This window comes from Paenibacillus solisilvae, from assembly GCF_042656405.1.
Taxonomy (GTDB): domain Bacteria; phylum Bacillota; class Bacilli; order Paenibacillales; family Paenibacillaceae; genus Paenibacillus_Z; species Paenibacillus_Z solisilvae.
In genome coordinates this window covers 134,731-158,691 of sequence record NZ_JBHSOW010000106.1, presented here as the reverse complement: position 1 = coordinate 158,691, position 23,961 = coordinate 134,731, and the positions used below count along the sequence as shown (strand labels likewise).

Sequence of the window (23,961 nt, the reverse complement as noted above, 5' to 3'; positions counted from 1 at the left end):
GTTCACTCATTCCTTATGGTACCATAAGGTTTTTTTTCTGAGTGTCTACTTGAAGGGGATAATACCAGCCCCGGTACTGTACCGGGGTCAGCTTGTTTAACTTTCTTTGTGGCCGACAATGGTTATAAAAGTAGATGTACTCTTCAATTCTACTTTGTGCTTCCTCGATTGATCGGATATCATAAGGGTAGAGCCCTTCCGTTTTCAGATGGGAGAAGAAGCTCTCCATTGAGGCGTTGTCATAACAATTGCCTCGGCGTGACATGCTGATTTGGGCGCCAACCTTTGGCAGCGTGTCGTGGTAGTCATAGGACGTGTACTGGGATCCCTGATCGCTGTGAACGATCAGCCCGGTCACGTCCTTCTCTTTGTCAAATGCCTTAGAAAACGTCTGCAGCACAAGCTGCTTGTCGTTATGGAGACTCATCTGGTAGGCCACGATCTCGTTATGGCATAAGTCTTTAATGGCGGAGAGGTACAGCCACACTTCACCGACTCGGTATTGTGTGACGTCGGTTACCCACTTTTGATTGGGTGCATCAGCCTGAAACTGACGCTCCAGTAAGTTCTTAACAACTCGGTCACCTATGTTCCAGACGCGGCTATGACGGTATTTACGGCGTATGCTGGAGCGCAGCCCCATCTCTTGCATTAACCGAAGAACCTTCTTAATGGTTGATCCAGATACCATGGTCTTGAAGCAAGAACAGTTGAACCTGACGATAGCCGTAAACACCTTTATAGCGCTCGAAGGTAGCGCGGATCATCTCTTTGGATGTTTGATCCTTATCTATCTTCTTTCGTTCTACATAGGCGTAGAATCCGCTTCGGGAGAGGCCAACTTCTTTGCAAAGCTCTGTAACGGTAAAATCTCCTCGGAGCTCTTCAACGAGCCGACACTTCTCTGGTACACCTCCACCTTCGTAATTGCCAACCACTTTTTTAGGACGGCATTCTCCATTTCCAAACGTTTGACATAGCGATTCTCATCCGTGTATTGCTTCCGCCTGCCACGATTGTCCGTAAGTCCGAAATCGCCCATTTGCCTATAACGCCGCATCCATACCTTCAGTCGGTCAACATCTACGATCCCTAGCTCTTCGGCTACTTTCTGCTTCGTCATCCCTTGAAGCCGCAACTCCACTGCTTTCTTCTTTGTCTCAAAGCTATACGTAACAAACTTTTGGCCCTTCTTTGCCATAACGAAAAGCACCCCCTATAGTTTTCATCGGTTTAACACCAGGGTGTTTTTCCAATGTCCACTATAAGGGGTGCACTTCAATTCCACGGTGGTTTTTGTCATTAATCATGTAGAACGGCTGGACTATTATTTGAAATTTTTTCAAGGAACCGGGATCGCTTGGTCAAGCGCCCCATCAGGATTATAATTACATTCATAATGAACCGAACACATTGATCGGGGTTTGGATGGCGATGGAGGACGGATGTGGAGAACGGCTGCCTGTGGGTCGTGCCGGGAAGCCGCCGGCTGGGTGTCCTTAAACATGCCGATGTAAGAAGCCTGAAGGAATATGATCCGCTGATGAGTGAAGCGCAGGATGTCTGAAAGCGAAGTATTCGTTAATCTAAAGGGAAGAAAAGAAATCCTGGACAGCCCAATAGGCTGGTTCAGGATTTTTTGCATGGGACAATCGGCTTGACTTAAGAGCCGCCTTTATTAACCTAGTCGCATTAGGGTATACTATAACTAGTAATTGTTGGTAATGCGATAAGGGTTAATAAGGGAAGGAGCAGGAGATTGGGTCAACTTTTATATCGAATAGGCTTGATAGCCCTGCTTCTTACAATCGGACTCGGCTCAGATTTCAATTATACGGTTGATCCTGCTCTTCCTGCTGCTGGTACTTTGGAAGAACTGAGGACCAGCCTCCAGAAACAGATCGGGCAGCAGGCAGATGAAATCAATATGGATTACAACGGGGATCACCAGGAGCTGTCGGCTAATTTTGCGGATCTGCTAAAGCATGTTTTCGCCGCAGATGATTATGTCGCTTATATCGTGGACTCTTATCTGTATACGATACGGACATGGGGGGGCACTGCAAGAATCAAGGTTACGGTCCGATACCGGGAAACGGTAGAGCAGTCTCATCAGGTAGCGGAATTAACGGGCAGAGTGCTGCCTGCGATTCTTGTTCACGGCATGCCCGAGACGGATAGGATCAAAGCGATTCATGATTGGATCGTCCTGCATGTCGCCTACGATCAGTCCCTGCAGCGTTACACGGCTTATGATGCGATCGAATCGGGTAAAACCGTCTGCCAAGGTTATTCGCTGCTTGCTTACCGCATGCTGAAGGAGGCAGGCTTCCAAGCCCGGATTATTGAAGGCACGGTTGATTCCGGCAGCCATGTCTGGAATTTGGTTCAAATCGGTTCCGAATGGTACCATATGGATGTTACTTGGGATGATCCCATACCGGATCGTGAAGGCAGGGTCAGCTATAATTATTTTCTGAAATCGGACAGTGAGATGAAGAAGGATCATCAATGGGTGAAATCTTATCCTGCTGCAATGAATAGTAAGACATAGAGTGAAGAGAAGAGAAGGGCTGCCAGCGCGATTCGTGAAATCGCACTGGCAGCCCTTCTTTCAAAGATCAGGTTCCTCCGGCGAGGGATTAGACCTCGCCGTTTCCTTCATCGCCGCGGCTGCGGGCAGTGATCTGCTGCCATACGGAGCCGGCGGATTCTTCGCCGCGCTCAATGCGTTCGAGCGCGATGCGGGCTTGCAGGCTGACCTCGAATTCCGGGTCAGCAATTGCAGTGCGCAGCCCCTCTACGGCCGATTCATCGCCGGCTTCGTAGAGGAAGCGGGCAGCCCGCCAGCGGACGAGCTTATTGCGGTCGCGGAGGGCTTCGATCATGGGACCCGTCGCAGCGGGGTCGCCAAGATCGGACAGGGTGTCGCCTGCGGTGCGCCGCACGGAGGCGGAGCTGTCGCGAAGCGCCGCGACCAGAAGCGGCAGCGTTTCTGGGAGGCGAAGCTCGCCGAGGTAGACGACGGCCTGTCTCCGGATGGAGACATTCTCGTCGGATATGGCCTTCGCCAGCAGCGGCAGCATGGCTGGCTCGGGCGAGGTCCGCGATAGCGCCTCGTAGCGGACGCTCCAGTCCGGCGAGGCGAAGCGCTCCGCGAGCTCTTCGCTCGTCAGCGGAGCGGGCCGTACCGGGGCAGGGGAGGCTTCGCCCTCAGCGCTTTTGCCGAGCGCAATGGCTGCGGCAACCAGCTCCTGCAGCCGCTCCTGCGGGTACGCGGCTTCGAGCTCCTTGACGAGCTCCGCTGCAATATCCTCAGGCTCGCCGTATCGGACGCCGAGCTCCTCCAGTTTGCGCTCGCGAATCATAGAGGCAGCTGCAGCGGCCGTGACCGCTTCCGTGAACCGCTCCGGCATCGCCGCCCGGACCTCGCGGTCGCCGATGCGCACGCGCAGCTGCATCGGGATTCCCCGATACAGCTGCGCGAAGCAGCTGGCTTCGCCAAAGCTATCCTGCCGCACGGCTGCCGCTGCGGAATCCTCTGCAGAGGCGTCTTCCCCGCTCTGCAAAGCGGTCCGCGCCGCCGCCAGGATACGCTCCCAATCCGCGCCCGGCTTCCGGTCGAGCGCGATAAAGTCCGCCGTGCGGAATAACCCCCGCACGCCCTCGATTGCAAGCAAGCTGCGCAGCGGCTCGCTCACCGCTCTTCTGTAAGGCACCGTTCCTTCTCCGTCTTCAGCCGTATCCTTCAAATCAGCCGCTGTAAAGCTGAAACGCTGAGCGGGCGGCAGCTTCTCATCTACATTCAATTTCATTGTATTTGGACTTGGTGTGGGTTCGATTCCGATTAGTTTCATGATGATAGCCTCCGTCATTCATGGATTCAAATGTAAGTTGTTCTCCCGTTACTACAAGTTTAAACCAAATATGAGAAGTAAACCACATGGAGGGATATGCTTGTGAGATCGTTTGCTTATTCACCTCACCCTTGGTATCGTAGGAGTAGAGAGAGATAGAGATTACCGAGCTTATGCCCATGCGGGTTTGCGGACTTGTCGGTCAGGCTGCAGACCGTAAGGCCTGAGCATAGGCATCAAGGGCAGTTTTGCACCCTGCAAAACTATAGGAGGAAACCGACTGTTATGCGCTTTGAAAACCTGGATCCAGCCGCAACAATCAAGTCGTTTAAAGAACTTAGGCAGTGGCGCCGCGAGCGTGCCGTGAAGATGAAGCATAAGGATTATTCATTCGCTGTTCCTGCGGAGCAGCCGGATACCGCTTATCTGAACGGCAACACCAGCCAGCCTTCCTTAACCTGGATCGGACATTCTACGTTTCTGATTCAGCATTCCGGACTCAATATTATTACCGATCCTGTATGGGCGGAGCAGATGGGCTTTCAGAAACGGCTGGTGCAGCCTGGACTGCCCATTGCCGATGTACCGCCGATCGATGTCGTCCTTATCTCCCATTCCCATTATGATCACCTGCACATAGGTTCACTCAAACAGCTGTCAGGCGGCAAGACTCTTATTGTGCCGGTTGGCTTAGCCGATAAAATGCGCAGTAAAGGATTTTCCTCCGTCATCGAATTGGATTGGTGGGATTCAGCTACGATCAGCGGCGTTAAATTTACTTTCGTTCCTTCCCAGCACTGGACAAGGCGCACGCTGCTTGATACGAATCGCTCTCATTGGGGCGGTTATGTCATTGAAGCCTCGGATGAATATGAAGCTATGAGGGCCGCGGCTCAGGCATCGGTCTTGGAATCAGCTGAAACAGCAGAGACGGAATCAGAGAGTCAAGCCTTGCATCATGTGGAGCAAAAAAGGCCTTTCGTAGGTCTTTCACCATCGATTTATTTCGCAGGAGACAGTGGATATTTTGACGGATTCAGGCAGATCGGCGAGCGGTTCCGCATCGATATTGCCCTTATGCCGATCGGTGCTTATGAACCGGAATGGTTCATGGGACCTCAGCATGTTACGCCTGAACAAGCTCTTCAAGCATTTATAGATACGGATGCAGCATACTTCGTGCCGATGCATTACGGTTCCTTCCGGCTTGCCGATGATACGCCCCGCGAAGCACTTGACCGGCTTGAATCGCAGCGGGCTCATCTTGAGCTCGATTCCACCCGCATGGTCATTCTTCCGCATGGCGAGACATGGCGGATGAACGGTGTTTGATGAACGAAAAACAACTCGGCATACACAAGGGGCGCGGGATTAATCCGCGCTTTTGTGCTATAATGATGTGATGAATAAGATTTTCGAGTGAAGGACGGGATTACGTACAATGATCAGCACAAGCGGCATAACGCTTCGATATGGTAAGCGTGCGCTATTTGAAGATGTTAATATTAAATTTACGCCAGGCAATTGCTATGGTTTGATCGGCGCGAACGGAGCCGGCAAATCGACGTTCCTGAAGATTCTATCAGGTGAAGTCGAGCAATCTCATGGTGAAGTTCACATTACGCCAGGCGAGCGTCTTGCAGTCCTGAAGCAGAACCATTATGAGTACGATGATAATGTTGTGCTCGAAACGGTTATCATGGGTCACAAGAAGCTCTTTGAAGTGATGAAAGAGAAAGATGCGATCTATGCCAAAGCGGAATTTACCGATGAAGACGGTATGCGCGCAGGCGAACTGGAAGCTGAATTCGCCGATATGAACGGCTGGGAAGCTGAATCCGAAGCAGCAGGCATGCTGAATGGACTTGGTATCACACCTGACCTGCATGACAAGAAGATGTCGGAGCTCTCCGGTAACGAGAAAGTTCGTGTCCTCCTTGCGCAAGCCTTGTTCGGCGCGCCGAACATTCTGCTGCTCGATGAGCCTACCAACCACCTTGACATGGAATCCATTCACTGGCTGGAAGATTTCCTTGCCGGCTATGAAGGCACTGTCATCGTAGTATCTCATGATCGTCACTTCTTGAACCAAGTCTGTACGCATATTGCGGATATCGATTTCGGTAAAATCCAAATGTATGTCGGTAACTATGATTTCTGGTATGAATCCAGCCAATTGGCGCTGACGCTCATGCGCGATGCCAACAAGAAGAAAGAAGATAAAATTAAAGAGCTTCAAGCCTTTATCCAGCGCTTCAGCGCAAACAAATCCAAATCCAAGCAAGCGACTTCCCGTAAGAAGCTGCTTGATAAAATTTCACTCGACGACATTCGTCCGTCGAACCGTAAATATCCATTCATCAACTTCAAGCCGGAACGCGAAGCAGGCAAGCAATTGCTGCTTACAGAAGGTTTGACGAAGTCCATCGATGGAACGAAGCTGATCGACAACCTGACGATTGCCATTAATAAAGGCGACAAAATCGCGCTGGTTGGACCGAACACGCTTCCGAAGACCATTCTATTCCAGCTGTTAACAGGTGAAATCGAGCCCGATGCAGGTACGTTCTCATGGGGAATTACAACGACGCAGGCTTATTTTCCGAAGGACAATGCGCCTTATTTTGACGGCGTTGAGCTGAACCTGGTTGACTGGCTCCGCCAGTATTCCAAGGATCAGGATGAGAGCTTCATCCGCGGCTTCCTCGGCCGCATGCTGTTCTCCGGTGACGAAGCGCTTAAGAAAGCGAGTGTTCTCTCCGGGGGCGAGAAGGTGCGCTGCATGCTCTCCAAAATGATGCTCTCGAGCTCGAACGTTCTACTGATGGATGAACCGACGAACCATTTGGATCTTGAATCTATTACAGCGCTCAATAACGGCTTGATCGATTTTGACGGTACGCTGATCTTTACTTCTCATGACCATCAGTTCGTTCAAACCATCGCAAACCGGATCATTGAAATTACGCCAAACGGCATCATCGACCGCATCATGCCTTATGATGAATACCTCGAAAGCGCAGAGGTTAAAGCGCTGCGCGAGCGTATGTATCCAGCTGAATAATTAGGTCAAACAAGATGGCCGCACCTTAACGTAGAATTCTACGACAAGGTGCGGCTTTTTTTGACGAATAAAGGCGACTGGACGCGCCTTCTGACGTGACCCTGATGATGGGTTTATGATAAACTTGTACAATGGCGATGAACATCAGATTAAGGAGTCGATATAGATGTCTTTTCTCGATAAATTGAAGCAGGGTGCTTCCGAAGCAGCGAAGAAAGCACAGCAAACGGTTGAAATAACGAAGCTCAAATCGCAAATTTCCGGTAAGGAAAAAGATCAGGAAAAGCTTTTTCTTCAGATAGGCGCTGCTCTCTACCGCTCTCATCAAGCTGGCAATGTAGCGGATTCGGAGCAGGAGGTCATGGGCTGCTGCCAGCAGCTGGATGAGATTCAAGCTGATATTCAATTGATCGAAGAACGAATCAAAATGATCCGTTTCGAGAAGACCTGCACATGCGGGAAGGTCGTTGCTTTGGACACCAAATTCTGTCCGGATTGCGGGACCCAGCTTCCACAGGAGCCTAGGCCTGACACAACGATCGGCGAGATCCAGGTGATCTGCAGCAAGTGCGGGATGGAGAACGAATTGAACACCAAATACTGCTACAGCTGCGGTACAGAGAATTCCTCAAGCATTGCGGACGAGTTTTCACAAGGGCAGTAAACGTTCTCTGTCCTACAGAGGCGGAAGGCTTGCCAGCGCTCCTCGAATGACCGTACAGGAATGCTTGAACTGTTCTTGTTCTTTCGGGGTCAGGTTCAGCTCCACAATTTCTTTAATTCCATGACGGGTAAGGATCGCGGGAACGCCTGTGCATATGTCATTTTGGCCGTATTCACCTTCCAGAACAGCCGAGACTGCAATAATTCGATGATCATCATTGAGGATGGAATGAATGATATAGGCTAAAGCATTAGCTATTCCATAATAAGTGGAGCCCTTGAGAGTATAGATTTCCGTGCCGGTTTCCTTCGTCTTTTTTGCGATTTCGTCCAGCTTCAAATGACGGAATCGCTCCGGATGCTGAGACAGGATGTCCATTACCGGTTTGCCGCCTATTGTAACATGAGACCATACCGGAAACTGAGAGTCACCGTGCTCACCAAGAACATAACCCTGTACACTGCGGGGATCGACGGGGAAGTAGTGAGAGAGCAGCGTTTTCATGCGGGATGAATCGATGGATGTGCCTGTTCCAAGCACCTGATTCCGAGGGAGACCCGATATTTTCCATACCATATACGTGACAAGGTCAACGGGGTTCGAAGCAGCCAGAAATATGCCGTTGAAGCCGCTCGCCATGATTTGTGCAATAATCGGTTTATGAATCGAATATGCAGACTCCAAGACTTCCAACCGGTTTTTAATATTCTTCGGCCTAATCCCCATGCATAACACGATGACATCCGCATCCGAGCATTGCTCAAAGGTTCCAGTCGATATTCTCGTCCTCGCATGAACAAAATCCATACAATGTGACAGATCCAGCGCCTGTGCATAGGCTTTCTCGGGCGTTCGGTCAATGAGTATAATTTCATCGCAGATCGCTTGATTAATTAAGGAATAAGCGCAAGTAGACCCGACATAACCAACCCCAACGATGGCTACCTTCCTCACCTTGCTTCGCATCCTGCAGCCCACCTCTTGCTGTTAGTTATGATGACTTCCAGTACTACTTATATTTATGGCCGGATATGGATGATATGTGCATCAATATTGACTCCCTGCGTATATCCGCCTTGTGAAGGGATAACCTAAATGGATGCTTAAGCACTTGTGTGCGGCCGGCGCTCATTGGAAGAGTTCAAACCAGTTCGTCCGGGTTCGCCTGCGAGTTTCCTGGAGCAGCGTTATCACAAGTGCCCGTTCGATTACGATCCGTTATGATTCGGGTAATAGGTAGGATCGCCAAGTATGTGAGAGGAGTTTGACCTGTGGATCAGTACGAAGCAATCAAGCGGGGAGAAAAAGGAGCTTGGATCAGCATCGGCGCCTATATCCTCTTATCAGGCTTAAAGCTGGCAGCAGGCTATGGCTTTGCGTCCGCTGCACTAGTAGCAGACGGATTTAATAACTTAACGGATATCGTAGCTTCAACCGCCGTATTAATAGGACTGCGCATTTCACAGAAACCACCGGATGAGGATCATCCATACGGTCACTTCCGGGCAGAGACGATAGCTGCGCTTGTCGCTTCCTTCATTATGGCTACAGTTGGCATACAAGTACTGATCAGTACGGTCAAATCTCTATTTGCAGGGGAGCGGCATGTACCGGGACTGTTCTCGGCTTGGATCGCTCTTGGTGCCGGCGCAGCGATGCTTCTTGTTTATGTCTATAATAAAAGGCTTGCCAAGAAAATAAATAATCAGGCTTTATTGGCAGCAGCCAAAGATAATTTGTCCGATGCACTTGTCAGCGCCGGGGCCGCGGCAGGCATTATCGGCGCCCGTTTAGGGCTGCCATGGCTTGATCCGGTTGCCGCTTTAGCCGTAGGAGCTATTATTTGCAAGACGGCTTATGAGATTTTCTATACCGCGACTTATGCCCTTACGGATGGATTCAACGAGAAAGAGCTGTATACGCTGCGGGGAACAATCGAAAGCACAACGGGTGTCGAATCCATCAAGGATATTAAAGCCCGCGTTCATGGCAGCAATGTGCTTATCGATGTCGTCGTGCTGGTAGATCCAGCATTATCGCTCGTGGAAAGCCACCGGATCAGCGATGAAATCGAGCGCCGCATGGAGCATAAGCATAACATTATGAGTGTCCATGTCCACGTTGAGCCGCAGGGTGTAGAGAGTTACAAGGAGTTGTAGGAAGCAAAAAAAAGATGAAGAAATCAACTTTTTTTGTCTCTATGTGTGTTATAACGGTGTACATATGGGTATATATAGGAGAGCCCGCAAATGCGCACCCTTTGTAAGGGGTATTTGCGATGATAAGATCAAGGCATCTATTTAAAAAGGAGGCGTTTACATGCTCGTACCCGTTGAGTCCAAACAAATTGCTTTTTGCTCCTATGATGAAGATGATTCGACCCTGCTGCTTTATTACCATACCGGTAATATTGTACTGATCCCAGCTGTTCATAAAAGCGACTATCAATCTGTATTGGATTCGCCGAACCGTTATGATTCATTAATGAAGGTAACGAGGAAGAATCAAGCGGATGAATCATTCGGTGCCGTTACTCCGGGTAAAGTAACGGCTTCTTGTCAGGAGAGTTAGCAAGTCTGGATGGGATTCTTCCTGCTTGAATCCGTATTCGGCATTCGGGTATTCGGGTATTCTCCCGCGAGCAGCGGGCCCTGTAATAACGGGATTTTTATGATTTTACGCAGGGCGTCTCACCAGAGACGTCTTTTTAGCACGGGTTTAATACGTTAGGTTTCTTATTCGGCGGCAGCGCACTATAAATGAATGTAAGGCTGGATCCGGCCGCAGATCGTCTAATCACCTGCGGCAGATCCAGCCTTTTACTTTAAAAAAGCGGCTGCTGCGTTATTCTCTAGGCTGGCGGCGGGCAACTCCGCTTGCCGTGGCAGCCTGAACGACTCTGCGCCTTACTTCTTCGACGACACGCTGATTAAATACACTCGGAACGATGTAGAGCGGGCCCAGCTCATCGGTGCTGATGACAGATGCAATAGCTTCTGCTGCGGCAAGCTTCATCTCTTCATTGATGACCGAAGCTCGGCAATCAAGCGCTCCGCGGAAGATGCCGGGGAAACAGAGGACATTATTAATTTGGTTCGGATAGTCTGAGCGGCCTGTTGCGATAACGGCGACCAGGTCCTCTGCTTCTTCCGGACGGATCTCTGGTTCAGGATTAGCCATAGCGAATACGATGGGCTGATCGGCCATTGTGGAGATATGCTCCCGCTTAAGGATGCCGCCGGCGGAGAGGCCGATGAAGACATCGGCATTCTGCAGCGCTTCAGCAAGTCCTCCATATACCCGATCTTCATTGGTATGCTCGGCGTACCACTGCCACATGCCATTCGGATAATGGTGATCACGGGTTAAGATACCTTCCCGGTCGACCCCGATCACATGTCTGGCTCCGCCTGCGAGCAGCATTTTCGTGCAAGCGGTGCCAGCAGCCCCGATGCCGCATACAACGATTCGGGCATCCTCGATCTTGCGGTCTGTCAGCTTCAAAGCATTGAGCAGAGCCGCGTAGAGGACGACGGCTGTACCATGCTGATCATCATGGAATACCGGAATATCTAACTCCTCCCGGAGCCGCTGCTCGATCTCGAAGCAGCGCGGCGAGGAGATATCCTCCAGATTAATGCCGCCAAAACCAGGCGCTATGGCCTTAACAGTGGCAATGATTCCTTCTGTATCCTGTGTATCCAAGCAAATTGGAAAGGCATCGACATCGGCAAATTGTTTGAAGAGCATCGCCTTACCTTCCATTACAGGCATTGCCGCGAAGGGACCGATATTGCCGAGTCCAAGCACCGCACTGCCGTCTGAAACGACAGCTACGCAGTTCCGTTTAATGGTTAAGGTGAATGCCTTGGAGGGGTCCTCGTGTATAGCATTGCAAACTCTTGCCACCTCAGGTGTATAGACACGTGAGAGGTCATCCCGGTTCTGAATGGGGGTCTTGGGTTGAATCGTAATTTTGCCGCCGAGATGGAGCAGGAACGTTCGATCGGAAACATTAATGAGTCTAATTCCCGGAAGCTTCTCGAACGCCTTGGCAATACGGCCCGGGGTATCGGCTTCCCTGACCTTAACCGTTAAATCACGCACCGTACGGTCACGACTGGTCTGAATGACATCAATGGCGATAATATCACCGCCGGCATTCTCAATTGCAGTTGCTGCTGTCCCGAAGAAAGTTTGCTTCGTATCAAGCTCGATCCGCAAAATAATCGTTTTTCCATCAAGCGGTTGATTTCTCATATTTCCTGCGCCTCCTTATATATCTATCTTTGTTTACCCAGAGTCGAAAAGTGCTATGCAGTTTTTGGGTAAATAAGGACAAGAAGAATCCTGAGAAAAAAAGCCGTCACTGCATCAGCTGCAGGACGGCGCGTGAACATTGCATCGGGTTATACTGCTGATTGCGCTTCGTCATCAGATTATTCCTGAATTGTACGGAGGCGTAAGGCTCCAGGAGGAGCTCGAACCATTTGTCGATGGTTTCGGAGGAGACCAGCATCTCACCGAAGCCGCTTGCAATGAAATATTCGCAGTTTTCTTCTTCCTGGCCGGGGATCGGTTCGTAGAACAGCATCGGTATGCCTTTGCTGAGACCTTCCGTACATGTCATACCGCCCGGCTTTGTGATAAGCAGATCAGATACATCCATCAGCTTGCTGATTTCTTTGGTGAATCCGAGCACCTTAATGTTCGGATGCTGAAAATGCGGATCAGAGAGCAATTTCTCCCTGGACTTATCGTTGCTGCCAACGCAGTAAATAAGCTGAATATGGTCCCGCCAGCGAGTCATATATTCCAGCAGATTGTCGCTGTACATGATTCCCCAGCCGCCGCCCATAATAAGAACGGTGGGCAGCGGTTTCAGATCGAACTGAGACTGCAGCTCCGTTTTGTCATGGGTTTGCCAGAAGTTCGGATGAACGGGAATACCCGTCACCTCGATACGGCTGGCCGGAATGCCGCGATCGGTCAGCTTCTTCTTCACAAGGGAAGTGGAGACCAGATATTTCGTTACTTCCGAACTAGTCCAGGTTCCATGAGCATCATAATCTGTAATTAATGTGTATAAGGGAACATTAAGGCCTAGCCGTTTTAAACGGGATACGACCGCGTTAGGGACAGGGTGCGTACAAACGATTAAGTCAGGTTTGAGCTGGGAAATGACCTGGGATATATGGTTATAGAATAGACGATGCAGTGCGAGCTGGGCGAAGCGGTTAAGGGATTTCTTATATTGACGCCGGTAAACCATGCCGACCAGCTTCGGCTGCTTGCTAACCGTTTTCCGGTAAGCAGAAACAATTAAAGGACCGATAACCGGATTTAAGAAATTTCCTATTTCGATGACGCGGGTTTGAATGTTTGGGTTAAGTGCGCGCAGTCCGACGGCAAGAGCATAAGCGGCTTGTGTATGTCCGGACCCAAAACCCTCTGAGAGCAGCAGAACTCTTTTCTTACGCATCTTCTCACCTACTTTTCTTACCAGTTCTGAAGTTGCTCCCGCGAATTCCGACTGGCGATCAAAACAACGACATCTTCAATTAAAAAAGATCTCATTACCATATTACGATGCAACCTGATGCAAAACAAGATTGGAATTAAGACTTACGTATGAATATACGATTAATTTATGCTAAAATTTAGGGGGATAAGCATCGGAATGGTTCAAGATGCCTACGAGGCGGTAACTAATTCAGGCTCCCCTGCGGCAGAATGAACGCAGCCCCAGCTTAAGACGAGCCGCGCAGAATTTTAGTTTGAGATTTACCGGAACCGGCCAAAATCTAAGGCTTGGTTTGAAGTATACAATGTTAAGGAGAGATGGATCCGATGCAGTCTAATGAAAGATTTTCCCCGGAGACGGGTGCTTTAGTTGTTATTCGTTATAAAACTGGAGAGTATGTAGGTGAAGTAATGGAAGCGGGAACTCCGCGGTCGCTTGTTAAGGTGCTGGCTGTTCTTAAGCATCCAGAGCAGGGAGATTTACATAATCCTTATAATCCTGATGTTCCGATGTTTCATGAGAGGCGGGCACTCAGTTACACCGAGAAAACGAATATCCCCGCAGGCGACATGGAGCCGTACCACGGAGAAATTCCGGATTATAAGGAATCACTGAAGCATGCACTGGCTGCGGATATTGCGGAGCTGGACCGTTTGAAACGATGGGCGGAACGCGGACTTGGTCAGCTTGAACAGCTGCATAAAGAGTATAAATTCTAAAATCAGTCCTATCAACAATAGAGGAATAAGGGGAGAGGGTTCAATGGAACGGTTGGAAATGGCTAAAGAAATATACGAGGCAGCCCATTTGACCGGTCATTTCACGCTGCGGTCGGGACAAGTATCAAGTGAGTATTTTGATAAATATTTGTTTGAAGCATTACCCCGCCTGCTTGGTGCGATCGGTTGGGAATTATCAACGCGCGTGCCTGTTGGAACGGATGTGCTCGCCGGACTTGAGATGGGCGGGATCCCCATTGTAACCGTGCTCTCTTTAGAGACTAATCTGCCGGCTGCCTACGTCCGGAAGAAAGCGAAGGAATATGGCACCTGCAAGCTGGCTGAAGGGGCGGATATACGAGGCAAACGAGTTTGCGTCGTTGAGGATGTCGTCACCACCGGAGGGCAAATCATCAGCAGCGTGGAAGGTTTGCGCGAGGCAGGAGCAATCGTTGAGGATGTCATTTGTGTCATCGAAAGAAACCCGGAAGGCCGTAAGAAGCTGGAAGAGTCCGGACTGCGGCTGCAAGCGCTGTTTACGATGGAGGAGCTTGCTGCAGCGGGCGGAATCCCGCAATAGAGAAAATTGGAATGCAAAGGCGCGCAAGGACTGAATGATTAGTAATGAGCATCAGTCCTTGCGTTCATTTTATTTTCGTGCTAAAATGCATGTAATGACTGACTGACCGAAATTGATTTTTGGTCAACAACTTATCGAGGCAGGCGGGGGCAGCGCGCATGGAGCAGAAGAGACCGGTTGACCGTAAATTGCAAATCGTTGAAGCGGCTGGACAGTCCTTCGCCATGTTTGGTTACAAGGCGACGACGATGGAACTTGTGTCCAAAATTGCTGCAGTCGGCAAAGGCACGATTTACACTTTTTTTCAAACGAAAGAAGAGTTATTCAGTGAAATCATCAGCCAGTTTACGTTCACGCTCAGGCAGCTTGCTGAGCGGACGATTGACCGGAAGCTGCCGTTCTTCGAAAATCTTGTTGATGTGTTATACGAGCTGCTCCTGTTTAGAGAAAAGCATGAATTGTTCATAAAGCTCACCCAAGAGGTACGGGATATCGGCACGCCGATGGCCAAAGAGGGCATTGAGAAGATGGAGAGAACCATCATTGCTTTCATTCAGAAAGAAGTTACCGCCGGCATTGAGAAGGGCGAGATTCGCAGCGTCGACCCATCATTGACTGCATTTATTATGCTGAAGCTGTTTGTTGCCTTATCGGCCGAGTGGAACAGAAATCATGAGCCGCTTTCGAAGGATGATATTGCCCGTTATTTAACGAGCTTTCTTAAAGATGGAATAGGTGCGAAAGCGTAACGAAAGCAATAAAAGTCTATTGAAAAATAGTGGCGGAAGCTGCTTATTTTTTTGATATAAAATGACCAATAAACCAAATTGGTCATTAGTTCATTAAGTGGAGGCGAGAAGGCGATGACAGGATTAACTTTATTCGGCAGGGAAATGAGCCGGATTGTACGGGACCGTAAGCTTCTGATTCCGATTATCGGTATCTTATTCATACCTATTATGTACAGCGGAATGCTGATCGGTGTAAATTGGGATCCCTATGGAAAGCTCAGCAAGCTGCCGGTTGCCGTCGTCAATGAAGACGCAGGCGCACAGTTTAAAGGCAAGTCCTTGACTGTAGGCGAGGATTTGGTAAAGGAACTGAAGGAGAAGAAGGATTTCAAGTGGGAATTCGTCGATAAGGTCAAGGCGGAGAAGGGATTAGAGGATGGCGATTATTATTATGCTATCGAAATTCCCGAGCAGTTCTCCAAACAAGCAACGACCCTGCTCGATAAGAATCCCCATCCGGCTGCGCTTCGTTATGTGACGAATGACAGTGAGAATTACTTAGCGTCCAAAATTGGTCAATCTGCGATTGATAAGCTGCAAAGCGAAATATCAAGTCAAGTGACCAAAGCCTATGCGGAGGCTGTATTCAATCAAATCGGCGATGCAGCTGATGGGATTGCTAAAGCGAGTGACGGGGCAGCGAAGCTTAGTAATGGCGCAGCAGATGCGAAGCAAGGCGCAGAGCTGCTGCGCGATAATGTAGCGAAGCTCGCGGGCGGCTCCAAGGAGCTGCTTAGCGGCGTGAGCCAGCTGGGCACCGGGGCAAGCAGCGTATCTGCCGGCGCAGCGAAGGTCAGTGACGGCACGGCGGCATTGTCAGCCGGCCTTAGCAAGCTTGAAGCTGGCGGCAGGCAGCTTAGCGGCAGTGCGGCGAAGGCCGCCGGTGCCGCTGCGCAGCTGGCCGCGGGGCTTTCTTCGGCGCAGCAGGGCAGCGCGGAACTGGCTGCCGGCGCGGCGAAGCTGGAAGCGGCGCTTGCGGCTTATGCCGCTGCGCAGCCGGATGCAGCGCAGAATGCGGCGCTGCAGGAGCTGCTGGGCGCAGCGAAGGCGGTATCCGCCGGCGCAGCCGAGCTCTCTGGCGGCAGCACGAAGCTGGCCGCCGGAGCCGCGCAGCTTCAGCAGGGGCAAAGCTCCCTGCTGCAGGGGGTTGATGCGCTTCATGCGAAGCTCGCTGAAGCATCGAAGAGCAGCGCCAAGCTTGCAGCCGGCGCTAAAGCCACTGCTGATGGCGCCGCCAAGGTTGCAAGCGGCGCAGCCGCCGCCGGCCGCGGGGCGGCCCAGCTTGCTGACGGCTCGGGCAAGCTTGCAGCCGGCTCCGCGCAGCTTGCTAACGGAACCAAGAAGCTCGCCGACGGATCTGCAGAGCTGTCCGGTAAGCTTGGTGATGCTTCCCAAGATTCCGGTGAAGTTAAGGGCTCTGACGCCCTATACGACATGTTCGCAAAGCCGGTACAAGTGGACGAGGCGAAGCTGACGAATGTTCCGAACTATGGAACGGGCTTTACGCCTTACTTCTTATCGCTTGGATTGTTCGTTGGAGCGCTGCTGTCGACCATGGTGATGTCGCTCCGCGAGACATCGCTTGCACCCAAATCCGGCTGGAGCTGGTTCTTGAGCAAAGCGCTGCTGTTCGGACTTGTCGGTGTCTTGCAGGCATTGATCGCAGATGCCATTCTGATCTATGGCATCGGAGTGCATATCAATCATATAGGTGCGTTTGTGGGCTTTACGTTATTAACGAGTGTGACCTTCATGATGATCATTCAGTTCCTGGTGGCGGCGTTTGATCAGCCCGGCCGGTTCATCGGGGTTATCTTCTTGATCCTGCAATTGACTGGAAGCGGCGGTACGTATCCATCTGAGCTCATACCAACATGGCTCAGCAGCATTCGGGAGTTCCTGCCGATGACCTACACAATCTCGGCTTTCCGTGAAATCGTTACGGGCAATGAGCTTATGACAGCAGGCAGCAGTGCCGTACACGTTGCTGTATTCGCAATCGTGAGCACCGCATTATCGCTGCTGGTCTATACCCTTATGTTCCGCAAAAACAAAAACAGCTCCGCCCCAAACGAAACGGCGCTGCAAGCGTACTAGACCATAAAGTAAGCGGCTGTTTGCGTCCGCTGTGTATGACCGTCAAATAAAAACACCTTTGCCGAGGCGTGTAATCACACGAATTGGCGAAGGTGTTTTTTTACATAGGGGCAGGGGCTATAGATTCCTACTTATTTACGAATACCGTTTGAATCGGCTTTCGGTAGATGACTTGGTAGCCCAGCCCTTTGGAGAGCGCGGCAAGCGGTAAGTAAGTAACGGACTGATTACCGACCTTCTGCAGATAAGCCGGAGTTTCCAATGGGGCTGTCTGTCCGTTTATCTGCATGGTTTTTGCGCCTATCGTGAAGGAGACCTGCTTGTCGCCTGATTTCAGGGTTGCTGTGCGGGTTTTATTATCCCAAGACAGATTAGCATTCATTGCATCTGCAATATCGCGCATGGGAAGGAACGTCGTGCTGTTCTTCACAATGGGCTTGTTAGCGCCGGATAGCGTCCTGCCATTCACCACAATCCGCAGCGGAACGCCTGCCGGCAGTACTGCCGGTTCTTTGTAGTCGCTCCAAATTCCTTTGGCGAAGGCCTTTCCCATCTGTTCATAGCCTGATTGTTTAGGATGAATATCACCGCGCAGAATATAGGTGTAGGACAGCTCATTTCCCATGAAAGGAGCAGAAACGTCAACCATCTTGACATGATTTCCTTCTTGACGCAGTTTGACAGCTAACGCTTCATCTTGCTCCTGAAGTTTCTTCACTGCGGCAACGAGGACGGCGTACTGCTCGGCAGTTACAGCTTTATTAATGGCGGACGGCTTTGGAACAGGCAAATATTGATCGGCAAAAACAATTTGAACCTTCGGGTTGATGGATAGAATAGCCCGCAAGGAAGATTCTAATGAGACATTATAGTCGGTTAGCATGGTATCAAGCCTGGAAGAAAGCTGCTCCGCAGTCATGGGGCTTGCCTTGATCTCTTCAAAGATCGAGGTGAAATCGTTGCCGCCGATCGTCAATACAACGGTATCGGCTTGTTCGAGCGCGCTGCGCAAATTTGCGGATTTTGCAATTGTTTCGGATGCGAGGGGATAACTGGATAAGTTCGGCTGGACCTCTTCGGCTGTCGTTGACGTTCCACTAATTACTGCACCCAGCCAGTGCTCCAATCCGGTGGATTTCAATCCCAATATGCCGTAATTTTGCAGCTCGGCCCGGCCGTGATATAAGGCTTGTTCATATACGCGGTCCGCGTAACCGTAAGGGGTGGAGTTCTCTGTCATACCAAGCTCGTACCCGACCGTTAGGGAATCGCCGACGGCCACGATATGCTGGGTGTCTGCTGCTTCAATTGCTGCCGGAACTGCTGCATATGGCACATAATTAATGGCTGAGAATAGGGAGCTCTTCACAATTGGCGCTGCATTTCCAGAGGCTGCAGCGCTTCCCGCGCCGACTGCAGCCGCGAGAATGGCAGCAGCTGTCAGTGCAGCAGCCAGCCGGGGTGATTTCCTGAAGTTACTATACAACCCGAACACATCCTTTGTTATAGTTAGTGTAGCCGTAAATGGATATCAATCACCCGCATGGGTGTTTAAAGCTCATCGTAAAATACTTCTTATCACCACCATAAAAAATATTAAATTGATATCATTATGGCGTGATGCTAAAATAATATAATAACGAAAATTCGAAATCGTGCCCCTCAACCCGGATGCTGACCTTTATGGCAAGCTACACAGCCGTAGACAGCATCTTTTTTGAAAAGATCAGCTGGGCTTCGTTTCACCCTCGTCCTGCCTGATTTTTCCAAGGGAAGAAACGATAACCGGAGTCTGCAAGGGCAGCCGAGTACTTTCTTCTTATACCTACTTGTTCATTTTCGGGTCGTTTGTTATGCTGTATCCTTACGTGTACTTTTTCATTTTAAGCGATATCGCAGCGAAAATGAAGCAGGACCTCATGATTATTGTTTACTCACAAAATTTCTCATAGAAAGGTTGCAACCAATGAAAGAGAATCGTTTGGGATTGCCGCCGAAGCAAGGTCTCTATGATCCGCAATTCGAGAAAGATGCTTGCGGCATGGGCTTTGTGGCCAACATCAAAGGAATCAAGTCACATTCAATCATTCGCCAGGCGCTCACGGTGCTCGAGAATATGGAACATCGCGGAGGCCAAGGCAGCGAGCCGAATACAGGTGACGGAGCAGGTATCATGCTGCAGCTTCCTCATGCTTTCTTCGCTCGCGAACTGAGAGGCAATGGAATTGAACTGCCGGCAAATGGAGAGTATGCGGTAGGCATGCTGTTCTTGTCGCAGGACGAGAGTGTACGCGTGAAGCATGAGCGCGAATTGGAAGCAATCATTCGTGAGGAAGGCCAAACGTTTATCGGTTGGCGTACGGTTCCCACAAATGACGAGAAACTCGGCACATCCGCAGTAGCAGCTAAGCCGTTTGTCCGTCAAGTCTTTATTGGTAAGAACGCCTCGCTTCAGGATGAGCTGGCATTTGAGCGCAAGCTGTATGTTATTCGCAAACGTGCAGAGCATGCCATTCGCTACTCTGGCGCAGAAGGTGCGGACAGCTTCTATTTCTCCAGCTTGTCGAGCAAGAAAATCGTTTACAAAGGGATGCTAACAACCGAGCAAGTACGCTCTTTCTACCTCGATCTTAACGATGAGGCAGTTGAGACAGCGATCGCGCTTGTTCACTCCCGTTTCTCCACGAACACGTTCCCAAGCTGGGAGCGCGCGCATCCATACCGTTATTTGATCCACAATGGTGAAATCAATACGCTTCGCGGTAATGTTAACTGGATGCATGCCCGTCAGACGCTTTGCGAAACCGAATTGTTTGGCGATGATATGGAGAAAATTAAACCAATCATCAATCCGGACGGATCGGATACGGCGATGTTTGATAACACGCTGGAATTCTTATATCTGTCAGGTCGTTCCCTGCCGCATGCAGCAATGATGATGGTGCCTGAGCCGTGGTCCAACCACGAGGGTATGAGTGATGAGAAGAAAGCCTTCTATGAATACCACAGCTGTTTGATGGAGCCGTGGGACGGGCCTGCCGCAATGGCGTTTACAGACGGGACTCAGATCGGTGCAATTCTGGACCGAAACGGTCTTCGCCCAGCGCGTTATTATGTGACCAAGGACGATGTCATCATTCTTGGTTCTGAAGCAGGTACAGTTCCTGTCGAACCAGAGAACATTTTGTATAAAGACCGGCTTCGTCCGGGCCGTATGCTGCTTGTTGACACCAAAGAAGGCCGCATCGTTTCCGATGAAGAAGTAAAAGCAAAAATCGCCGAGGAGCATCCATACCGCGAATGGCTTGATGAGCATTTGGTTGGTTTGGACGATCTGCCGGATGCACCGGAGCTGCCGGAGCCGGATCACGATACGGTTGAACAGCGTCAGCAAGCGTTTGGCTATACGTTCGAAGACCTGCGTAAGGTGCTTGAGCCGATGGCTGGAAGCGGTGTTGAGCCGATCGCATCCATGGGTTATGATGCGCCGCTGGCTGTTCTATCCGAACGTCCTCAGCGTCTGTATAACTATTTCAAACAAATGTTTGCACAAGTAACGAATCCGCCGATTGACGCGATTCGTGAAGAGATCATCACAGCAACTGGCACAACACTTGGACCTGAGCGCAATCTGCTCAATCCGGAGCCGGAGAGCTGCCGTCATATAAGACTGGCATCCCCTGTTCTGTCCAACGAAGAGTTTGCCAAGCTGCGCCATGTACGCCGTGAAGGCTTCAAATCCATCACGCTTCCGATTTTGTTCGAAGCGGCGAAGGGCGAAGAAGGCATCCGGTTTGCCATCAAGCAAATGTGTGAAGCAGCAGACCGCGTAATTGGCAAAGGTCATAACGTGTTGATCTTGTCTGACCGCGGAGTGGACCGTGAGAATGCAGCTATTCCAGCGCTTCTTGCCGTATCTTCCCTGCATCACCACTTGATCCGTGAAGGTACGCGTACCAAAGTGAGCTTGCTGCTTGAATCCGGCGAACCTCGTGAAGTGCATCATTTTGCACTATTGCTTGGTTATGGAGTAAGTGCAGTTAACCCTTACCTGGCATTCGAGACTTTGGACGATATGATCCGCCAAGGCTTGCTGAGAGGCGTAACTCACGATAAAGCAGTGAAGAACTTCATCAAAGCCGCAACGAAGGGTGTCGTAAAGATCTTGTCCAAAATGGGCATCTCGACGATTCAATCATACCGCGGAGCGCAAATTTTCGAAGCGGTTGGCTTGAAGCCGGAGCTGGTTGATGAATACTTCACTTGGACGACAACCCGTATTGGCGGTATTGGTCTGGATGTGATTGCTGAGGAGACGCTGAAGCACCATAACCGTGCGTTCTCTGAGCAGGAAGGCCGCGTGAAGGAGCTTGACTCCGGCGGTGAATACCAGTGGCGTAAAGACGGAGAAGATCATCTATTCAGCCCGCAGACGATTCATACCCTGCAAATGGCTTCCCGTTCCAACGACTACAAATTGTACAAAAAGTTCTCTGAACTTGTTCAGGGTGAAGATAAGAAGCATCTGACGCTCCGTTCCTTGCTTGACTTTAACTTTGACGCAGAACCAGTGCCTTTAGAAGAAGTTGAGTCTGTTGAATCGATCGTTAAACGGTTCAAAACCGGTGCGATGTCTTACGGATCCATCTCCAAAGAAGCGCATGAATCACTTGCAATTGCGATGAACCGCATCGGCGGTAAGTCCAATACGGGTGAAGGCGGCGAGAATCCGGCCCGCTTCATTAAAGATGAGAACGGCGACTCACGCCGCAGTGCGATTAAACAAGTAGCATCCGGACGCTTTGGCGTAACGAGCAACTACTTGGTGAACGCGGATGAGATTCAAATTAAGATGGCACAAGGTGCGAAGCCTGGTGAAGGCGGACAGCTGCCTGGACGTAAAGTATACCCTTGGGTTGCCGAAGTTCGCGGATCTACACCGGGTGTCGGACTTATCTCTCCGCCGCCGCATCATGATATCTATTCGATTGAAGATTTGGCAGAGCTGATCCATGATTTGAAGAATGCGAATCCGCGCGCTCGCATCAACGTAAAACTCGTATCCGAGAATGGCGTTGGCACGATTGCTGCAGGTGTAGCTAAAGGCCGTGCCGATGTTATCCTTGTCAGTGGATATGATGGCGGTACAGGCGCATCGCCGCTTGCTTCGATCCGTCATGCCGGCATGCCATGGGAGCTTGGGCTTGCGGAAACGCACCAAACGCTCATGCTCAACAATTTGCGTGATCGCGTTGTTGTGGAGACAGACGGTAAAATCATGAACGGCCGCGACCTTGCGATTGCAACATTGCTGGGGGCCGAGGAATATGGCTTCTCAACCGCACCGCTCGTTGTTCTTGGCTGTATCATGATGCGTGTTTGTCAGCTGGATACTTGCCCAGTGGGCGTAGCGACTCAGAATCCGGATCTTCGTAAGAAATTCATGGGTGATCCGAGCCATGTTGCGAACTATATGCTATTCGTAGCCCGTGAGCTTCGTGAAATTATGGCACAGCTTGGTTTCCGTAAGATTACGGATATGGTTGGCCGCGTGGAGCGCCTTCAAACGAAATCGCTTATCGACCACTACAAGCTGAAAGGCATTGATCTTACACCGCTTCTGCACCAACCGGAGCTGCCTCATGATGCAGTCCGTTACAATGTGCAAGAGCAAGATCATAAGCTGGAGGAATCACTTGATATGCAGGAGCTGCTTGCAGCAGCTAAGCCGGCACTTGAGAGCGGTGAGCATGTACGCGGTACATTCCCGATTCATAATATTAATCGTGTTGTCGGAACGATTGTGGGAAGTGAAGTAACGCGTCGTTACGGAGCAAAAGGTTTGCCTGAAGATACAATCAACTTCCACTTCGTAGGTTCTGCTGGTCAAAGCTTCGGTGCTTTCGTACCGAAAGGGATCACATTATCCATCGAGGGCGATTCAAATGACTACGTGGGTAAAGGTCTTTCCGGTGGTAAAATCATCGTAGCTCCTTCACCGAAAGCAACGTTCAAAGCCGAAGAGAATGTTATTATCGGCAATACAGCATTCTACGGAGCGACTGACGGTGAAGCTTATATCCGCGGTCTTGCAGGTGAACGTTTTGCTGTTCGTAACTCAGGGGTGAAGGTTGTTGTCGAGGGAGTCGGCGACCATGGCTGTGAATATATGACAGGTGGACGTGTTGTTATTCTCGGCGGTACTGGCCGTAACTTCGCAGCAGGAATGTCCGGCGGTGTTGCCTATGTGCTGGATGAAGCCGGTGATTTCTACAAACACTGTAATATCGAAATGGTATTATTGGAGCGCGTAGATGCACCTGCCGATGCTGCAGAGCTGCATGCTATGCTTGAGCGTCATGTCCAATACACAGGCAGTGCAATCGGCGACCGTGTCCTGGCAGATTGGGATACGTACCGCAATAAATTTGTGAAAGTAATTCCGAAGGATTACAAACGGATGCTGGAACAAATTGATAAGATGGAACAATCCGGTCTTGCCGGTGAAGAAGCGCTTCTCGCAGCTTTCGAAGCGAATATGAAAGAATTAGCGCGCGTAGGCGGTAATTAATAGAAGAAACGCAGCAGCCCAGTTACCAGTGTTTAGGTAATTGGGCTGTTTTTATATTGTTTTTATGTAAATTGTTTCCTGTAGGAAGATGAAA

18 protein-coding genes are annotated in these 23,961 nt (G+C 50.4%); 11 read left to right on the top strand and 7 right to left on the bottom strand.

The genetic code is table 11. The annotated features are described in order from the left end of the window. Positions 1–13: 13 nt before the first annotated feature. Positions 14–652, bottom strand: a complete 639-nt coding sequence (locus tag ACFPYJ_RS28200; protein ID WP_379191577.1) for an IS3 family transposase — start codon at positions 650–652, stop codon at positions 14–16. A gap of 153 nt (positions 653–805) precedes the next feature. Continuing rightward, a complete protein-coding gene (locus ACFPYJ_RS28195) occupies positions 806–1,201 on the bottom strand; it encodes a helix-turn-helix domain-containing protein (protein WP_379191576.1) in 396 nt (131 codons plus the stop codon). A 558-nt stretch (positions 1,202–1,759) separates the two neighbouring features. On the opposite strand from ACFPYJ_RS28195, the gene ACFPYJ_RS28190 reads away from it, so the two are divergent. Beyond that, on the top strand, positions 1,760–2,554 hold the full coding sequence (locus ACFPYJ_RS28190) for a transglutaminase domain-containing protein (RefSeq protein WP_379191575.1): 795 nt from the start codon (positions 1,760–1,762) through the stop codon (positions 2,552–2,554). 88 nt (positions 2,555–2,642) lie between these two features. Here ACFPYJ_RS28190 and ACFPYJ_RS28185 read toward each other — a convergent pair whose 3' ends face one another. Continuing rightward, entirely contained in the window at positions 2,643–3,857 is a 1,215-nt protein-coding gene (locus ACFPYJ_RS28185) for a conserved virulence factor C family protein (RefSeq protein ID WP_379191574.1), read from the bottom strand. A 285-nt stretch (positions 3,858–4,142) separates the two neighbouring features. Between ACFPYJ_RS28185 and ACFPYJ_RS28180 the strand changes: the two genes are divergently transcribed. From ACFPYJ_RS28180 to ACFPYJ_RS28170, 3 genes are all read left to right on the top strand, one after another. Beyond that, positions 4,143–5,189, top strand: coding sequence for an MBL fold metallo-hydrolase (locus ACFPYJ_RS28180; RefSeq protein ID WP_379191573.1), 1,047 nt, complete (start codon positions 4,143–4,145; stop codon positions 5,187–5,189). Positions 5,190–5,298: 109 nt separating this feature from the next. After that, positions 5,299–6,921, top strand: a complete 1,623-nt coding sequence (locus ACFPYJ_RS28175; protein WP_379191572.1) for an ABC-F family ATP-binding cassette domain-containing protein — start codon at positions 5,299–5,301, stop codon at positions 6,919–6,921. A 166-nt stretch (positions 6,922–7,087) separates the two neighbouring features. Beyond that, positions 7,088–7,585, top strand: coding sequence for a zinc ribbon domain-containing protein (locus tag ACFPYJ_RS28170; protein ID WP_379191571.1), 498 nt, complete (start codon positions 7,088–7,090; stop codon positions 7,583–7,585). 12 nt (positions 7,586–7,597) lie between these two features. Here ACFPYJ_RS28170 and ACFPYJ_RS28165 read toward each other — a convergent pair whose 3' ends face one another. Next, positions 7,598–8,551 (bottom strand): L-lactate dehydrogenase, encoded by a 954-nt coding sequence (locus tag ACFPYJ_RS28165; RefSeq protein ID WP_379191570.1) that lies wholly within the window; start codon positions 8,549–8,551, stop codon positions 7,598–7,600. 305 nt (positions 8,552–8,856) lie between these two features. On the opposite strand from ACFPYJ_RS28165, the gene ACFPYJ_RS28160 reads away from it, so the two are divergent. Continuing rightward, on the top strand, positions 8,857–9,744 hold the full coding sequence (locus tag ACFPYJ_RS28160) for a cation diffusion facilitator family transporter (protein WP_379191569.1): 888 nt from the start codon (positions 8,857–8,859) through the stop codon (positions 9,742–9,744). A 160-nt stretch (positions 9,745–9,904) separates the two neighbouring features. After that, positions 9,905–10,156 carry a hypothetical protein gene (locus ACFPYJ_RS28155; RefSeq protein ID WP_379191568.1) on the top strand — a complete coding sequence of 84 codons (252 nt, stop codon included), beginning with the start codon at positions 9,905–9,907 and terminating at the stop codon, positions 10,154–10,156. A 273-nt stretch (positions 10,157–10,429) separates the two neighbouring features. Here ACFPYJ_RS28155 and ACFPYJ_RS28150 read toward each other — a convergent pair whose 3' ends face one another. Both ACFPYJ_RS28150 and ACFPYJ_RS28145 read right to left on the bottom strand, forming a co-directional pair. Continuing rightward, positions 10,430–11,845, bottom strand: a complete 1,416-nt coding sequence (locus ACFPYJ_RS28150; RefSeq protein ID WP_379191567.1) for an NAD-dependent malic enzyme — start codon at positions 11,843–11,845, stop codon at positions 10,430–10,432. Positions 11,846–11,951: 106 nt separating this feature from the next. After that, positions 11,952–13,067, bottom strand: coding sequence for an MGDG synthase family glycosyltransferase (locus tag ACFPYJ_RS28145; protein WP_379191566.1), 1,116 nt, complete (start codon positions 13,065–13,067; stop codon positions 11,952–11,954). 368 nt (positions 13,068–13,435) lie between these two features. Here ACFPYJ_RS28145 and kapB point away from each other — a divergent pair, with 368 nt between their 5' ends. The 4 genes from kapB to ACFPYJ_RS28125 all read left to right on the top strand — a co-directional run bounded on the left by kapB (position 13,436) and on the right by ACFPYJ_RS28125 (position 17,296). Then, on the top strand, positions 13,436–13,828 hold the full coding sequence (kapB, locus tag ACFPYJ_RS28140; protein WP_379191565.1) for a kinase-associated lipoprotein KapB: 393 nt from the start codon (positions 13,436–13,438) through the stop codon (positions 13,826–13,828). A 43-nt stretch (positions 13,829–13,871) separates the two neighbouring features. Further along, positions 13,872–14,408 carry an orotate phosphoribosyltransferase gene (gene pyrE, locus ACFPYJ_RS28135; protein WP_379191564.1) on the top strand — a complete coding sequence of 179 codons (537 nt, stop codon included), beginning with the start codon at positions 13,872–13,874 and terminating at the stop codon, positions 14,406–14,408. A 158-nt stretch (positions 14,409–14,566) separates the two neighbouring features. Further along, complete coding sequence (locus tag ACFPYJ_RS28130; RefSeq protein ID WP_379191563.1) at positions 14,567–15,157, top strand: TetR/AcrR family transcriptional regulator; 591 nt, start codon at positions 14,567–14,569, stop codon at positions 15,155–15,157. 114 nt (positions 15,158–15,271) lie between these two features. Continuing rightward, positions 15,272–17,296 carry a YhgE/Pip family protein gene (locus ACFPYJ_RS28125; protein WP_379191562.1) on the top strand — a complete coding sequence of 675 codons (2,025 nt, stop codon included), beginning with the start codon at positions 15,272–15,274 and terminating at the stop codon, positions 17,294–17,296. Positions 17,297–17,423: 127 nt separating this feature from the next. On the opposite strand, the gene ACFPYJ_RS28120 is transcribed toward ACFPYJ_RS28125, so the two are convergent. Then, entirely contained in the window at positions 17,424–18,782 is a 1,359-nt protein-coding gene (locus ACFPYJ_RS28120; protein ID WP_379191561.1) for a stalk domain-containing protein, read from the bottom strand. 480 nt (positions 18,783–19,262) lie between these two features. On the opposite strand from ACFPYJ_RS28120, the gene gltB reads away from it, so the two are divergent. After that, the gene (gltB, locus tag ACFPYJ_RS28115; RefSeq protein WP_379191560.1) at positions 19,263–23,867 is read left to right on the top strand and encodes a glutamate synthase large subunit; all 4,605 of its coding nucleotides are present in this window, start codon (positions 19,263–19,265) and stop codon (positions 23,865–23,867) included. Positions 23,868–23,961 lie beyond the last annotated feature (94 nt).

Bases quoted from the DNA above. Each gene is read 5' to 3' on its own strand.
- gltB (WP_379191560.1), top strand. From the start codon at position 19,263: ATGAAAGAGAATCGTTTGGGATTGCCGCCGAAGCAAGGTCTCTATGAT.
- kapB (WP_379191565.1), top strand. From the start codon at position 13,436: ATGCAGTCTAATGAAAGATTTTCCCCGGAGACGGGTGCTTTAGTTGTT.
- pyrE (WP_379191564.1), top strand. From the start codon at position 13,872: ATGGAACGGTTGGAAATGGCTAAAGAAATATACGAGGCAGCCCATTTG.
- ACFPYJ_RS28145 (WP_379191566.1), bottom strand. From the start codon at position 13,067: ATGCGTAAGAAAAGAGTTCTGCTGCTCTCAGAGGGTTTTGGGTCCGGA.
- ACFPYJ_RS28180 (WP_379191573.1), top strand. From the start codon at position 4,143: ATGCGCTTTGAAAACCTGGATCCAGCCGCAACAATCAAGTCGTTTAAA.
- ACFPYJ_RS28165 (WP_379191570.1), bottom strand. From the start codon at position 8,551: ATGCGAAGCAAGGTGAGGAAGGTAGCCATCGTTGGGGTTGGTTATGTC.
- ACFPYJ_RS28155 (WP_379191568.1), top strand. From the start codon at position 9,905: ATGCTCGTACCCGTTGAGTCCAAACAAATTGCTTTTTGCTCCTATGAT.
- ACFPYJ_RS28150 (WP_379191567.1), bottom strand. From the start codon at position 11,845: ATGAGAAATCAACCGCTTGATGGAAAAACGATTATTTTGCGGATCGAG.
- ACFPYJ_RS28130 (WP_379191563.1), top strand. From the start codon at position 14,567: ATGGAGCAGAAGAGACCGGTTGACCGTAAATTGCAAATCGTTGAAGCG.
- ACFPYJ_RS28185 (WP_379191574.1), bottom strand. From the start codon at position 3,857: ATGAAACTAATCGGAATCGAACCCACACCAAGTCCAAATACAATGAAA.
- ACFPYJ_RS28170 (WP_379191571.1), top strand. From the start codon at position 7,088: ATGTCTTTTCTCGATAAATTGAAGCAGGGTGCTTCCGAAGCAGCGAAG.
- ACFPYJ_RS28200 (WP_379191577.1), bottom strand. From the start codon at position 652: ATGCAAGAGATGGGGCTGCGCTCCAGCATACGCCGTAAATACCGTCAT.
- ACFPYJ_RS28125 (WP_379191562.1), top strand. From the start codon at position 15,272: ATGACAGGATTAACTTTATTCGGCAGGGAAATGAGCCGGATTGTACGG.
- ACFPYJ_RS28175 (WP_379191572.1), top strand. From the start codon at position 5,299: ATGATCAGCACAAGCGGCATAACGCTTCGATATGGTAAGCGTGCGCTA.
- ACFPYJ_RS28195 (WP_379191576.1), bottom strand. From the start codon at position 1,201: ATGGCAAAGAAGGGCCAAAAGTTTGTTACGTATAGCTTTGAGACAAAG.